This window comes from Erwinia wuhanensis, assembly GCF_030484085.1.
Classification (GTDB): Bacteria; Pseudomonadota; Gammaproteobacteria; order Enterobacterales; family Enterobacteriaceae; genus Erwinia; species Erwinia aeris.
Genome location: NZ_JAUJUH010000010.1, coordinates 12,418 through 26,566, shown reverse-complemented (window position 1 = coordinate 26,566; position 14,149 = coordinate 12,418). Strand labels below are relative to the sequence as shown.

10 protein-coding genes are annotated in these 14,149 nt (G+C 59.1%); 6 read left to right on the top strand and 4 right to left on the bottom strand.

What is annotated here, in order from left to right; translation table 11 throughout:
• Positions 1-186 precede the first annotated feature (186 nt).
• Positions 187-2,385 (bottom strand): primosomal protein N', encoded by a 2,199-nt coding sequence (priA, locus tag QZH36_RS19995; protein WP_253457105.1) that lies wholly within the window; start codon positions 2,383-2,385, stop codon positions 187-189.
• 215 nt (positions 2,386-2,600) lie between these two features.
• Between priA and rpmE the strand changes: the two genes are divergently transcribed.
• Entirely contained in the window at positions 2,601-2,813 is a 213-nt protein-coding gene (gene rpmE / locus QZH36_RS19990; RefSeq protein ID WP_024966154.1) for a 50S ribosomal protein L31, read from the top strand.
• Between the two features lie 84 nt (positions 2,814-2,897).
• Here rpmE and metJ read toward each other — a convergent pair whose 3' ends face one another.
• The gene (gene metJ / locus QZH36_RS19985) at positions 2,898-3,215 is read right to left on the bottom strand and encodes a met regulon transcriptional regulator MetJ (protein ID WP_125290568.1); all 318 of its coding nucleotides are present in this window, start codon (positions 3,213-3,215) and stop codon (positions 2,898-2,900) included.
• 244 nt (positions 3,216-3,459) lie between these two features.
• On the opposite strand from metJ, the gene metB reads away from it, so the two are divergent.
• The 4 genes from metB to QZH36_RS19965 all read left to right on the top strand — a co-directional run bounded on the left by metB (position 3,460) and on the right by QZH36_RS19965 (position 8,888).
• The gene (gene metB, locus QZH36_RS19980) at positions 3,460-4,620 is read left to right on the top strand and encodes a cystathionine gamma-synthase (protein ID WP_301252494.1); all 1,161 of its coding nucleotides are present in this window, start codon (positions 3,460-3,462) and stop codon (positions 4,618-4,620) included.
• A 2-nt stretch (positions 4,621-4,622) separates the two neighbouring features.
• Positions 4,623-7,052 carry a bifunctional aspartate kinase/homoserine dehydrogenase II gene (locus QZH36_RS19975; RefSeq protein WP_301730960.1) on the top strand — a complete coding sequence of 810 codons (2,430 nt, stop codon included), beginning with the start codon at positions 4,623-4,625 and terminating at the stop codon, positions 7,050-7,052.
• Positions 7,053-7,318: 266 nt separating this feature from the next.
• Positions 7,319-8,221 (top strand): methylenetetrahydrofolate reductase, encoded by a 903-nt coding sequence (metF, locus tag QZH36_RS19970; RefSeq protein WP_253457115.1) that lies wholly within the window; start codon positions 7,319-7,321, stop codon positions 8,219-8,221.
• An 88-nt stretch (positions 8,222-8,309) separates the two neighbouring features.
• Complete coding sequence (locus QZH36_RS19965; protein WP_253457119.1) at positions 8,310-8,888, top strand: hypothetical protein; 579 nt, start codon at positions 8,310-8,312, stop codon at positions 8,886-8,888.
• 38 nt (positions 8,889-8,926) lie between these two features.
• On the opposite strand, the gene ppc is transcribed toward QZH36_RS19965, so the two are convergent.
• Positions 8,927-11,578, bottom strand: coding sequence for a phosphoenolpyruvate carboxylase (gene ppc / locus QZH36_RS19960; protein WP_301252495.1), 2,652 nt, complete (start codon positions 11,576-11,578; stop codon positions 8,927-8,929).
• Positions 11,579-11,815: 237 nt separating this feature from the next.
• Entirely contained in the window at positions 11,816-12,967 is a 1,152-nt protein-coding gene (argE, locus tag QZH36_RS19955; RefSeq protein WP_253457124.1) for an acetylornithine deacetylase, read from the bottom strand.
• 171 nt (positions 12,968-13,138) lie between these two features.
• Here argE and argC point away from each other — a divergent pair, with 171 nt between their 5' ends.
• Positions 13,139-14,143, top strand: coding sequence for an N-acetyl-gamma-glutamyl-phosphate reductase (gene argC / locus QZH36_RS19950; protein ID WP_253457127.1), 1,005 nt, complete (start codon positions 13,139-13,141; stop codon positions 14,141-14,143).
• The last annotated feature ends 6 nt before the right edge of the window (positions 14,144-14,149 follow it).

Here is a 14,149-nt window from a genome sequence, read left to right as displayed (position 1 = left end):
CATACCGGCCGGTTGACTGCCCGGCGTCGGCCGGAAATAAAAGGCTTTTTGTCAGCGTTATAGCCGACCCTCACCGTGAAATTAACCAATGCTAATCAATTGCGTTACTTAATTTGCATAAAAATAGTGACTTGTGCGACTTTTTTCGAGCCGGCTCGCAGCAAGAAGACGATATCGTCTGGCATTTCAGCTTTCGGTGGGATCCACATCCAGCGTCCATTTCACCTTGCGCGACTGCGGCAGCGTGCCCATCAGCGGCAGCGTAGCCTTAATCAGCCGCTGCAGCAGCGCGCGGGAAGGATGCTGGAGCAGCAGCTGCCAGCGGTAGCGCCCGCCTCGTTTAGGCTGAAGCGCCGGCACCGGGCCCATAACCCAGAACGCTTCATCCTTAAGCGGGCTGGCTTCCAGCAGATTGCGCAGCTGCTGTAAAAAGAGCGCGGACTGCTGGTTATCGTGATCCTCCGAGCGGAACAGCGCGTGGCTGGTGAACGGCGGCAGAAACACGGTTTTCCTTTCGACCAGCGCCTGCTGCGCAAAAGCGTCGTAGCCCTGATGCAGCAGCGTTTGCAGAAGGGGATGTTCAGGATGATGGGTTTGCAGCATCACTTCGCCCTGTTTCCCGGCACGTCCGGCACGCCCGGCCACCTGGGTATAAAGCTGGGCGAAGCGCTCGGCGGAGCGGAAGTCGGCGGAAAACAGCGCGCCGTCGACATCCAGCAGCGAAACCAGCGTCACGTCAGGAAAGTGGTGGCCTTTTGCCAGCATCTGCGTGCCCACCAGGATCCTGGCGCCGCCACGATGAACGTCGGCCAGATGTTGTTCAAGCGCGCCCTTGCGGCTGGTGGTGTCGCGGTCGATGCGGGACAGCGGCACGCCGGGAAACAGCTCGCCCAGGTTTTGCTCCAGCTGTTCGGTGCCCAGGCCGACCGGCACCAGATGCGTCGAGCCGCACTGGGGGCACTGGTGCGGAATAGGGCGCTGGCTGTCGCAGTGGTGGCAGCGCAGCTGGCGGTGGTGCTGATGCAGCGTGTAGTAGCGGTCGCAGCGCTGGCATTCGGCTATCCAGCCGCACTCGTGGCAGAGCATGGCCGGAGAAAAGCCGCGTCGGTTTAAAAACAGCAGCACCTGATTATCCGCCTGCAGATGCTGCCCTATCTTTTTGATCAGCATCGGCGACAGGCCGCCCTGAAGCTTCACGCCTTTCAGGTCGATCAGCTGCTGCGTCGCCTGACGCGCGTTGCCCGCACGCTTGCTGAGGTTCAGCTGACGATATTTGCCCATCTGCACGTTGTGCAGCGTCTCCAGCGCGGGCGTGGCGGTTCCCATTACAATCGGGATATCTTCCTGACGGGCGCGAAAAACAGCCAGATCGCGCGCCTGATAGCGCCAGCCTTCCTGCTGCTTGTAGGAGCTGTCGTGCTCTTCATCGATAATAATCACGCCCAGCTGCGCAAAAGGCGTGAACAGCGCCGAGCGGGTGCCGATAACGATGGCCGTTTCACCCTGACGGGCGCGCAGCCATACCGCCAGCCGCTCGCTGTCGTTCAGCGCGGAGTGCAGCACGTCTACCGGCGCGTCAAAGCGCTCGCGGAAGCGGGCGATGGTTTGTGGCGTCAGGCCGATTTCCGGCACCAGCACCAGCGCCTGCTTGCCGCTGGCCAGCACGTTCTCCAGCACGCTCAGGTAGACTTCGGTTTTGCCGGAGCCGGTGATGCCGGCCAGCAGCCAGGCAGCGAAATGGTCGTCTTCGGCCCGGATAGCGCCGACCGCCGTGGCCTGTTCGGTGTTCAGCCGCAGCCGTTCGCCTTTGACGGCGTAATGCGTTCGCCAGTCCTGCGGCGCGCGCTGCTGCGTCTGGAGATCGCATAATCCTTTGGCGCGCAGGGCCTGAAGCGTCGCATCGGTAATGTCGTGCTGGCCGATTTCATGGCGATAGAGATTACGCTGGCGCAGCGCCGCCAGCGCCTGCTGCTGTTTCGGCGCGCGCTTCAGGCTTTCCGGGGCGGTTTCCCGACCTGTTTCCGTGATAAACCACTGCCAGAGCGGCGCCTCCCGCGCGGGTTTCCCCTGGCGCAGCAGCACGGGCATGGCGTGAAAAAGCACTTCGCCCAGCGGATAGTGATAATAGTCCGCCGCCCACAGCAGAATGCGCCACAGCGAAGCGGGATACAGCGACTCGTCGTCCAGCACTTCATAAACGGGCTTCAGCTGATCGAGGGGAAAGTCGCTGGTATCCGCAAGCCCCACCACCACGCCGACCGCTTTGCGCTTGCCAAACGGCACGCTGACGCGCGCGCCCGGCACCGCCGCAGGCAGATGCGCAGGCAGCAGATAGTCAAAGTTGCGGGCAAGCGGAACGGGCAGAGCGACCTGAACGACGGGCATGAATTTATCCGGATGAAATTATGAGCGGGATAGTGTACACTGTGTCTTCCTGAATGTGCGGATTCGATTGCAGCGAGCGGTTATTTTCTGTATAGTTCGCCGCCGTTGGTACGGCATTTTGGTATCAAATCACCTGAATTATTAATCTTCGTGTGGTGCCGGTGCAGGGTTTTCCTGGCACGGGAGAGCGACACGGCCTTAACTGAGGTTTTCCCATGAAAAAAGGTATTCACCCAAATTACGCTGAAGTTACTGCTAAATGTTCTTGCGGTAACGAAATCAAAACCCGCTCAACCGTGGGTCACGACCTGAACCTGGACGTGTGCGGCAAATGCCACCCGTTCTACACCGGCAAGCAGCGTGACGTTGCCAGCGGTGGTCGTGTTGACCGCTTCAACAAGCGTTTCAGCATCCCAGGCAGCAAATAAGTCGCCTGCACGAAGCGGATACCGTTTCGGATGCAATAAAAAACCCAGCTTCGGCTGGGTTTTTTTATATCTGCGAAAAAGCGCTCAATATTCCCAGGTATCGGGATCGACGCCCATTTCCCGCATGATCGCTTTGGCGGCTTCCGGGATTTCGTCGCTGCGCTCTTTACGCAGATCGACATCATCCGGCAGAGGCTGGCCGGTAAAAGCGTGCAGAAACGCTTCACACAGCAGCTCGCTGTTGGTGGCGTGACGCAGGTTGTTAACCTGACGACGGGTACGCTCGTCGGTCAGAATTTTTAAAACTTTTAACGGGATGGATACCGTAATTTTTTTTACCTGCTCGCTCTTTTTACCGTGCTCAGCGTAAGGGCTGATATATTCGCCATTCCATTCAGCCATGGGTTACCTTAGTCATCATTAATATTTACTGTGCCGAAATTCAGCTAATTATGCCCGAAGTTGGGCGGCGCCACACCGTATTGCGCCCACTTTTTCCAGGGAGCAAAAAGGTAATATTACCGGTTATTGACAGATTGCTCAATCTATACGCAAAGACATTTAGAAGTCCAGATGTATTGACGTCTATCTGTTCCCTGTTATGCTGGTGGCTCTTCTTTCTTTCTCCTGCAGGAATTTATGCACCATGACGCGTAAACAGGCAACCATCGCGGTACGCAGCGGCTTGAATGATGACGAACAGTATGGCTGCGTTGTCCCGCCAATCCACCTCTCCAGCACCTATAACTTTACCGATTTCAACGAGCCTCGGGCGCATGACTACTCACGTCGCGGTAATCCTACCCGCGATGTTGTCCAGCGCGCGCTGGCCGAGCTGGAAGGCGGCGCCGGTGCGGTGATGACCAATACCGGCATGTCGGCGATCCACCTGGTTTGTACCGTCTTCCTGAAGCCCGGCGATCTGCTGGTGGCGCCGCACGACTGCTATGGCGGCAGCTATCGCCTGTTTGACAGCCTGAGCAAGCGCGGCGCGTATCGCGTGAAGTTTGTCGATCAGGGCAACGAAGCGGCGCTGCACGCTGCGCTGGCGGAAAAACCGAAGCTGGTGCTGGTAGAAAGCCCGAGCAACCCGCTGCTGCGCGTGGTGGATATTGAGGCTATCTGTAAGGCGGCGGCAGAAGCGGGCGCGGTTAGCGTGGTGGATAACACCTTCCTTAGCCCGGCGTTGCAAAACCCGCTGGCGCTGGGCGCCGATCTGGTGATCCATTCCTGCACGAAATACCTTAACGGCCACTCCGACGTGGTGGCGGGCGCGGTAATTGCCAAAGATCCCGAGCGGGTGAAAGAGCTGGCCTGGTGGGCGAATAATATCGGTGTAACCGGCGCGGCTTTCGACAGCTATTTACTGCTGCGCGGCCTGCGCACGCTGGCGCCACGTATGGCGGCCGCACAGCGCAACGCGCTCGCTATCGTGGATTATCTGAAACAGCAGCCGCTGGTTAAAAAGCTGTATCATCCTTCACTGCCGGAAAACGCGGGCCATCAGATTGCCGCCCGCCAGCAGAAAGGCTTCGGCGCGATGCTCAGCTTTGAGCTGAACGGCGACGAGCAGACGCTGCGTCGTTTCCTGAAGGCGCTGGAACTGTTCACGCTGGCCGAATCGCTGGGCGGCGTGGAAAGCCTGATCTCCCATACTGCTACCATGACCCATGCGGGCATGTCGGCAGAGGCGCGCGCGGCGGCAGGTATTTCGGAAACGCTGCTGCGGGTTTCCGTAGGGATTGAAGATCACGAAGATTTAATTGCCGATCTGGATAATGCATTCCGGATAGCGGCTAAGAGGTAAGCATGAGTCATTCAGCAGTGGCAGCAGGCGCGCGTCAGCTGCATAAATTCGGGGGCAGCAGCCTTGCCGACGCCAAATGTTACCTGCGGGTAGCGGGGATCATGGCGGAATACAGCCGTCCCGGCGACGTGATGGTGGTGTCCGCCGCAGGCAGCACCACCAATCAGCTGATTAGCTGGCTGAAGCTGAGCCAGAGCGACCGTCTGTCGGCGCATCAGGTGCAGCAGGCGCTGCGACGCTACCAGAGCGAGTTAATCAGCAGCCTGCTTCCGGCACAGACGGCGGACGGGCTGATCGGCGAATTCATTCGCGATCTGGAAAAGCTGGCCGCTCTGCTGGATGGCAAAATAACCGAAGCCGCCTACGCGGAAGTGGTGGGACACGGTGAAATCTGGTCGGCACGGCTGATGGCGGCCGTGCTTCAGCAGCAGGATATGGCGGCGAGCTGGCTGGACGCGCGGGAATTTCTGCGCGCCGAGCGGGCCGCCCAGCCGCAGGTGGATGAAGGAAAATCCTGGCCGCTGCTGCAACAGCTGATTGCCCAGTATCCGGGCGAGCGGCTGGTGGTAACCGGCTTTATCAGCCGCAACGACGCGGGTGAAACCGTGCTGCTGGGCCGTAACGGCAGCGACTATTCCGCCACGCAGATCGGCGCGCTGGCCGGCGTGTCGCGCGTTACCATCTGGAGCGACGTAGCGGGCGTTTACAGTGCGGATCCGCGCAAGGTGAAAGACGCCTGCCTGCTGCCGCTGCTGCGGCTGGATGAGGCCAGCGAGCTGGCGCGCCTGGCCGCGCCGGTGCTGCATACCCGTACGCTACAGCCGGTTTCCGGCAGCGATATCGACCTGCAGCTGCGCTGTAGCTACCAGCCGGAACAGGGCTCGACCCGCATTGAGCGCGTGCTGGCTTCCGGCACGGGCGCGCGGATTGTCACCAGCCACGACGACGTCTGCCTGATTGAGTTCCAGGTGCCGCCGCAGCACGATTTCGCCACGGCGCAGAAAGAGATTGAACGACTGCTTCAGCGCGAGCAGCTGCGTCCGCTGGCGACCGGCGTTCATCCCGATCGCCACCTTTTACAGCTTTGTTATACCTCGGAAGTGGTGAACAGCGCGCTGACGCTGCTGCAGGACGCGGGCATTCCCGGACGCCTACAGCTGCGGGAAGACATGGCGCTGGTCGCGCTGGTGGGCGCAGGCGTCTGCCGCAATCCGCTGCACAGCCACCGTTTCTGGCAGCAGCTGAAGGATCAGCCGGTTGAATTTATCTGGCAGTCGGAAGAGGGCATCAGCCTGGTCGCCGTGCTGCGCGTCGGGCCGACTGAACATCTGATCCGCGGTCTGCACCAGTCGCTGTTCCGCGCGGAAAAACAGGTCGGCCTGATGCTGTTCGGCAAGGGCAATATCGGCTCCCGCTGGCTGGAACTTTTCGCGCGCGAGCAGGAAACGCTATCGGCGCGGACGGGATTTGAATATGTTTTAGCCGGCGTGGTCGACAGTCGTCGCAGCCTGCTGAACTACGAAGGGCTGGACGCCAGCCGCGCGCTGGCCTTCTTTGATGACGAGGCGGTGGAGCGGGACGAGGAGTCGCTGTTCCTGTGGATGCGCGCGCACCCGTTCGACGACCTGGTGGTGCTGGACGTGACCGCCAGCGAGCAGCTCGCCGATCAGTATCTGGATTTCGCCAGCCACGGTTTTCACGTGATTGGCGCGAACAAAGTGGCCGGGGCGTCAAGCAGCGACCGCTATCGTCAGATCCGTGACGCCTTCGCTAAAACCGGCCGCCACTGGCTTTACAACGCCACCGTCGGTGCCGGGCTGCCGGTTAACCACACCGTGCGCGATCTGCGTGAAAGCGGCGACAGCATTATCGCCATCAGCGGCATCTTCTCCGGCACGCTTTCCTGGCTCTTTTTGCAGTATGACGGCACCGTGCCGTTTACCGAGCTGGTGGATCAGGCATGGCAGCAGGGGCTGACCGAACCGGATCCGCGCGTCGATCTTTCCGGTCAGGACGTGATGCGCAAGCTGGTGATCCTGGCGCGCGAGGCGGGCTACGATATCGAACCGGATCAGGTGCGCGTGGAGTCGCTGGTGCCGAAAAGCTGCGAAAGCGAGTCGGTCGATCACTTCTTTGAGAACGGCGAGGCGCTGAACGAGCAGATGCAGCAGCGCTTTGAGGCCGCACAGGAGATGGGGCTGGTGCTGCGTTACGTGGCCCGCTTTGACGCCAACGGTAAGGCGCGCGTCGGCGTCGAGGCGGTCAGGGACGATCATCCGCTGGCGGCGCTGCTGCCTTGCGATAACGTCTTTGCCATTGAAAGCCGTTGGTATCGCGATAATCCGCTGGTGATCCGTGGGCCGGGCGCAGGTCGCGACGTAACGGCAGGCGCAATCCAGTCCGACATCAACCGGCTGGCGCAGCTGCTGTAGTTCTTTCGGGGCCGTAAAACGCGGCCCCGGCTTAAATGATAGCGCGTCATTTTTCTGTGCATTCAGCCCGATCGCGGCGGCCCTTTGATTTTCCTCACTTCTTTTTCCTGCATGAATTTCATTCAACTTTGTTGAGAATTTGTCACGCTGCGGCATCATTTATCTGTTGACGTAAAACTGCCGATCCGTCATTTTGAATGTCTGGACGTCTAAACGTATAGAAGTTCAAGGTGGGCCGTTTTCTTCCGCGATCGATGAGGTAAGCCATGAGTTTTTTCCACGCCAACCAGCGCGAAGCACTGAACCAGAGTCTGGCCGAACTGAACGGGCAGATTAACGTCTCGTTTGAGTTCTTTCCGCCGCGCAGCAGCGAAATGGAACAGACTTTGTGGCGCTCTATCGATCGTCTCGGCAGCCTGAAACCGAAATTTGTTTCGGTTACTTACGGCGCGAACTCCGGCGAGCGTGACCGTACCCACAGCATCATCAAAGGTATTAAGGATCGCACCGGGCTGGAAGCCGCGCCGCATTTAACCTGCATTGACGCCAGCCGCAGCGAGCTGCGCGCTATCGCTCAGGATTACTGGGACAGCGGCATTCGGCATATCGTGGCGCTGCGCGGGGATTTACCGCCGGGCGGCGGCAAGCCGGAAATGTACGGCGCGGATCTGGTGGCGCTGTTAAAGGAAGTGGGCGATTTTGATATCTCCGTTGCCGCCTATCCCGAGGTGCATCCGGAAGCCAAAAGCGCGCAGGCGGATTTGATCAACCTGAAGCGCAAAATTGATGCGGGCGCAAACCGGGCTATCACCCAGTTCTTTTTCGATGTGGAAAGCTATCTGCGCTTTCGCGACCGCTGCGTAACCGCCGGGATCGACGTGGAAATCGTGCCCGGCATTCTGCCGGTTTCCAACTTCAAACAGCTGCAGCGTTTTGCCACGCTGACCAACGTGCGCGTGCCGGGCTGGATGACCAGCATGTTCGCCGGGCTGGATGACGACCCGGAAACCCGCAAAATGGTGGGCGCCAACGTGGCGATGGATATGGTAAAAATCCTCAGCCGCGAAGGCGTGAAAGATTTCCATTTCTATACGCTGAACCGTGCGGAGATGAGCTACGCCATTTGCCACACGCTGGGCGTGCGCCCGGCGGTTGCCGTGCCGGCCTGATAAGTAAAAGCCAGCTGCGGCTTCGTTTACGCGAGGCGGCATTTTTTTTATGATACCTGTTTTCCAGGGCAGGAATCATGAAGAACCCATGCAAAACATTATCAGGGAAATAAAGCGGCTGGGGATAAAAGGCTGTTTACTGATGGCCTTTTTTACCGTTGTGCCTTTGGTGGCGATGGCGTACTGGTCTGCTCTTTCGCGCAACGTCTATCTGGCCGATCCAGATAGCGTTTTCTGGATAGCTGGCGAAGTCGGCGTAGGCGCCGCCTTAGTCATTACCTTAGTGGCCGTCATCTTTTTTCACCATCGCCTGACGCTGCGGCAGCTCCCTAAACTTTTTATCTGTAGCGCTTTTATGATCGGCGTGTTCTCGTTGCAGCTGCCCTCCGCTCTGGTTCGCTATCTTCCCCATCAAAGCAGTCAATATCTCACGGAGTATGACGTCTCTTTTCCCGGCCCGAGCCGGGGAAAATCGGGCCGTTGCGAAATGGGGCTGTGGCTTAAGGATCGTCACCTTAACCGCTGGATACAGTTTTGCAGCAGCAGGGCCTGGCTGGCTGAACATTGCGAAAGAGGCATGGACAGAATGGAAGTGGTGGAAGAGGTCAATAAGTATGGCGTCAGGGTCGTCAACTTCTGGTGCGCGTGGTCGCCCATTAAACCATAAGGGCGTTCATATCCGGCAGATATGAACGCCCTGTACCGTTAGCCCGTATTACGCATGCCCGCCGCGACGCCGGCTATTGTCACCATCAGCGCCTGCTCAACGCGCGGATCCGGCTCTTCACCATTGGTTTCCTGTAGGCGGGAGCGGTGCAGCAGCTCGGCCTGCAGTACGTTCAGCGGATCGGTATAAACGTTACGCAGCGCGATGGATTCGGCAATCCACGGCTGGTCGGCCATCAAATGCGCATCGTTGGCGATGGTCAGCACCGCTTTGATATCGGAATCCAGCTGGTCGCGCAGCTGCCTGCCCAGCGGCCACAGCGTCTGGTCCACCAGCCGCTGATCGTAATATTCCGCCAGCCAGAGATCGGCTTTGGAAAATACCATTTCCAGCATCCCCAGACGGGTGGAGAAGAACGGCCAGTTGCGGCACATCGCCTCCAGCTGATCCTGATGACCCGCCTGCATCGCTTTTTGCAGCGCCGCGCCCGCGCCCAGCCAGGCAGGCAGCATCAGGCGGTTCTGCGTCCAGGCGAAGATCCACGGTATCGCGCGCAGCGACTCGACGCCGCCACTGGGGCGCCGCTTGGCCGGACGGGAGCCCAGCGGCAGTTTGCCCAGCTCCTGTTCCGGCGTGGCCGACCGGAAATAGGGCACGAAGTCGGCGTTTTCACGCACGTAGCCGCGATACATCTCGCAGGAGTCGGCGGAAAGCTGATCCATAATGCCGCACCAGGCCGCTTCCGGTTCCGGCGGCGGCAGCAGGTTGGCTTCAAGGATGGCGCCGGTGTAAAGCGTCAGGCTGCTGATGGTGACTTCCGGCAGGCCGTATTTAAAGCGGATCATTTCGCCCTGCTCGGTCACGCGCAGGCCGCCTTTCAGGCTGCCCGGCGGCTGGGAAAGCAGCGCCGCGTGGGCCGGCGCGCCGCCACGGCCGATGGTGCCGCCGCGTCCGTGGAACAGCGTCAGCGCGATACCGGCTTTTTCGCAGGTTTTAATCAGCGCATCCTGGGCCTGATACTGGGCCCAGCTGGCGGCCATCACGCCCGCGTCTTTTGCCGAATCGGAGTAGCCAATCATCACCATCTGCTTGCCCTGGATAAAGCCGCGATACCAGCCGATATCCAGCAGCTGACGCATCACGTCGTTGGCGTTGTTCAGGTCGTCCAGGGTTTCAAACAGCGGCGCCACCGGCATGGCGAAAGGAATGCCCGCCTCTTTAAGCAGCAGATGCACCGCCAGCACGTCGGAAGGCGTTTTCGCCATTGAGATCACGTAAGCGGCAATGGAACCTTTCGGCACTTCCGCCGCCACGCGGCAGGTATCCAGCACCTCCTGCGTCTCGGCGCTCGGCTCCCACTGACGCGGCAGCAGCGGGCGTTTGGAACTCAGCTCGCTGATCAGAAACGCCTGTTTATCGGCTTCCGACCAGCTGGCGTAGTCGCCCAGGCCTAAATAGCGGGTGACTTCTGCAATAGCGTCGGTGTGGCGCGTGCTCTCCTGACGCAGATCGATGCGCACCAACGGCACGCCGAAGCACTTGATGCGGCGCAGCGTGTCCAGCAGCTGGCCGTTGGCGATAATCCCCATACCGCAGGCCTGCAACGACTGGTAGCAGGCGTAGAGCGGATCCCAAAGCTGTTCGTTGGCAATCAGCAGGTTATCGGGACGCGCAGGCCGCTCGCCCTTCAGGCGGCGCTCCAGATACGCCTGGGTCGCCAGCAGCTGGGCGCGCAGGTTTTTCATGATTTCGCGGTAAGGCTCCAGCGCCTCCGGGTTGCCGCACAGCTCGCGGACTTCCGGCGTACACTCCGACATCGACAGCTCGGAAACCAGCACGGCGATATCGCGCAGGAACAAATCGGTGGCTTTCCAGCGGCTTAGCTGCAGCACGTGGCGGGTGATTTTAGCCGTCACGTTCGGGTTGCCGTCGCGGTCGCCGCCCATCCAGGAGGTAAAGGTAACTGGCACAAAATCTACCGGCAGCTTAACGCCAAACGACGCCTCTACCTGCTCGTACAGCTCGCGCAGAAAGGCCGGGACGCCTTCCCACAGGCTGTTTTCCACCACCGCGAAGCCCCACTTGGCTTCATCGACCGGCGTCGGGCGATATTTACGGATTTCATCGGTATGCCAGGCCTGCGCAACCAGCTGGCGCAAACGACGCATAATCTGCGATCGGTCGTAGTCGGAAAGATCGTTGTGATCCAGCTGTTTCAGACAGCTGTTGACCTCGACCAGCTTGTGGATCAGCGTGCGGCGGGTGATCTCCGTCGGGTGTGCGGTCAGCACCAGCTCCAGAGAAAGCGATTCGATAGCCTCGCGAATTTTGGCTTCCGTCAGGTTGGGCTGCTGCTTCAGGCGCTCGAAGGTTTTCGCCAGCAGCTCCTGGTGATTGGCGCCTTCGCCCTTGGGCGATATGGTGTGGTACTGCTCGGCGACGTTGGTCAGGTTCAGAAACTGGCTGAAGGCGCGCGCCACCGGCAGCAGTTCGTCATTGGATAAATTTTGCAGCGTGGTAAGCAGCTCTTTACGGTGGGCGTCGTTTCCCGCGCGGGAAGACTTGGAGAGCTTACGGATGGTTTCCACCCGATCCAGGATGTTCTCGCCAAGCGCATCCTTAATCGTATCCCCGAGCAGTTTGCCGAGCATACTGACATTACTTCGCATTGCGGAATATTGTTCGTTCATATGACCCCTGACCGTTATTTTTATCACTCTCTACCGTCGCCGGTATAACATTGCCTTTTATCTAGCCACGTTCCCGTCCATCCGTCAATTGACTTAAACGTGTGCGAACCTGTCGCTAACTTGCGGTAATTTAAGAAATTTAACAGCGACGTAGCGAGATAAGTTATTCTTATCGAGAAACAAATGATAAAGCCGGGGTAAAAGGCCGTTTTACTGGCTAAATGCCCCGCTTTTCACTCAGTGATTGCAAAAATGCTGTACGACCTGCGTAATCAATTCGCGGGTAGGTTTAATAAAAGCGGTATCAAGATATTCATCCGGCTGGTGCGCCTGGTTAATCGAACCTGGCCCTAACACCAGCGTCGGGCACAGTTCCTGAATAAACGGCGCTTCGGTGCAGTAGTTCACGATGCTGGTTTCCGTGCCCAACAGCTTTTCCACCACTTTGACCAGCCGATGATCGGCCGGACATTCATAGCCGGGGATCGGCGGATGCAGCTGGCTGACGTTGACGCGGCCCGGCCAGCGTTCGCTGACGGGCGCCAGCGCCTCGTTAATCAAGCCTTCCAGCTCGTTCAGCGTCAGGCCCGGCAGCGGCCGCAGATCCATATGCAGATCGCAGCAGGCGCAAATGCGATTTGCCGCATCGCCGCCGCTGATATGGCCAAAGTTCATGGTGGGATAAGGAATGGCAAAACCGTCGTGACGATAGCGCGTTTTCAGCGTGTCGCGCAGCGCCATCAGCTGCGTGATGGACTCATGCATCAGCTCAATGGCGTTGACCCCGCGTGAAGGATCGCTGGAATGGCCCGACTGGCCTTCAATGCGGATCACGTTCGACATATGGCCTTTGTGCGCCCGTACCGGCTGTAGCGAGGTAGGCTCGCCGATAATGGCGCAGTCGGGCCGCACTGTGGCGTTTTCAGAGAAATATTTCGCGCCCGCCATCGTGGTTTCTTCATCGGCGGTCGCCAGCACGTAGAGCGGTTTCGCCAGCTTTTTCACGTCAACATCGCGCAGCGCATCAAGGATAAAGGCGAAGAAGCCTTTCATATCGGCGGTGCCCAGGCCATACAGCTTGTTATCGTGTTCGGTTAACGCAAAGGGATCGCGCGTCCAGCGACCATCGTCGAACGGCACGGTGTCGCTGTGACCAGCCAACAACAGGCCGCCAGCGCCGCTGCCGGTACGGGCCAGCATATTAAATTTATGGCGCGTGCCGGGAACCGGCTGCACTTCCACCTCAAAGCCAATATCGCGGAACCAGCCTGCCAGCAAACTGATTAAAGCTTCATTACTCTGATCCATCGCGCTGTCGGTGGCGCTGATGGACGGCGTGGCGATCAACTCACGGTAAAGCTCAATAAAAGGCGGTAATTTTGTCTTCACTGTTGACAGTCCTTGCGTTAGGATAGTATCAATATTCATGCATTAATAGTGAATAAAAATACATTAATGGCGTGGGGATGGAAACCAGATTTCCTGCATAACCGGCGCTAACCGCGTGGGAATACGGCGTGAAGCCGTCACCCGAAACCCGAGACCGTTATAAGGTGTCCGATGTTAAATACGCTGATTGTTGGTGCCAGTGGCTATGCTGGCGTAGAGCTTGCGACCTACCTGAACCGTCACCCTCAGGTGAACATAACCGCTTTAGCGGTATCAGCGCAAAGCCCTGACGCCGGAAAATTGCTTTCCGATCTGCATCCGCAGCTGAAAGGCATCCTGGACATGCCGCTGCAGCCGCTGACAAGCGCGGCAGAGTTCGCCGACAAAGTGGACGTGGTGTTTCTGGCGACGGCGCACGAAGTCAGTCATGACCTGGCGCCTGAATTCCTGGCCGCCGGCTGCGTGGTGTTCGATCTGTCAGCCGCGTTCCGCGTCAACGAAGAGAGCTTCTTCACCGACTATTACGGCTTCCCGCATCAGCATAAAGCGTGGCTGGCAAAGGCCGTGTATGGCCTGGCCGAATGGCAGCAGAGCCAGCTAAAAGAAGCGCAGCTGATTGCCGTGCCGGGCTGCTATCCGACCGCCGCGCAGCTGGCGCTGAAGCCACTGATTGCGGCGGATCTGCTGAACGAAGCGCAGTGGCCGGTGATCAACGCCACCAGCGGCGTCAGCGGCGCAGGACGCAAAGCGTCCGTGACCACCAGTTTCTGCGAGGTCAGCCTGCAGCCTTATGGCATTTTCACCCATCGTCACCAGCCGGAAATCGCCGCGCATCTTGGCGTGCCGGTGATCTTCACGCCGCACCTGGGCAACTTCCCGCGCGGCATCCTGGCCACCACCACCTGTCGGCTGAAGGCGGGCGTAACGCGTGAAGACGTGGCGGAAGCGTTCCATAACGCCTATCACGATAAGCCGCTGGTGCGTGTCTATGATAAAGGCGTGCCGTCGATCAAAGGCGTGGTCGGCCTGCCGTTCTGCGATATCGGCTTTGCCGTGCAGGGCGAGCACGCGATTATCGTCTCGGCGGAAGATAACCTGCTGAAAGGTGCGTCGTCGCAGGCGGTGCAGTGTATGAATATTCGTTTCGGCTTCCCGGAAACGCAGTCGCTTATTTAATCAGTG

What these genes read in the sequence shown, in the direction of transcription:
- priA (WP_253457105.1), bottom strand. Translation starts at nt 2,385, where the DNA reads ATGCCCGTCGTTCAGGTCGCTCTGCCCGTTCCGCTTGCCCGCAACTTT.
- rpmE (WP_024966154.1), top strand. Translation starts at nt 2,601, where the DNA reads ATGAAAAAAGGTATTCACCCAAATTACGCTGAAGTTACTGCTAAATGT.
- metJ (WP_125290568.1), bottom strand. Translation starts at nt 3,215, where the DNA reads ATGGCTGAATGGAATGGCGAATATATCAGCCCTTACGCTGAGCACGGT.
- metB (WP_301252494.1), top strand. Translation starts at nt 3,460, where the DNA reads ATGACGCGTAAACAGGCAACCATCGCGGTACGCAGCGGCTTGAATGAT.
- QZH36_RS19975 (WP_301730960.1), top strand. Translation starts at nt 4,623, where the DNA reads ATGAGTCATTCAGCAGTGGCAGCAGGCGCGCGTCAGCTGCATAAATTC.
- metF (WP_253457115.1), top strand. Translation starts at nt 7,319, where the DNA reads ATGAGTTTTTTCCACGCCAACCAGCGCGAAGCACTGAACCAGAGTCTG.
- QZH36_RS19965 (WP_253457119.1), top strand. Translation starts at nt 8,310, where the DNA reads ATGCAAAACATTATCAGGGAAATAAAGCGGCTGGGGATAAAAGGCTGT.
- ppc (WP_301252495.1), bottom strand. Translation starts at nt 11,578, where the DNA reads ATGAACGAACAATATTCCGCAATGCGAAGTAATGTCAGTATGCTCGGC.
- argC (WP_253457127.1), top strand. Translation starts at nt 13,139, where the DNA reads ATGTTAAATACGCTGATTGTTGGTGCCAGTGGCTATGCTGGCGTAGAG.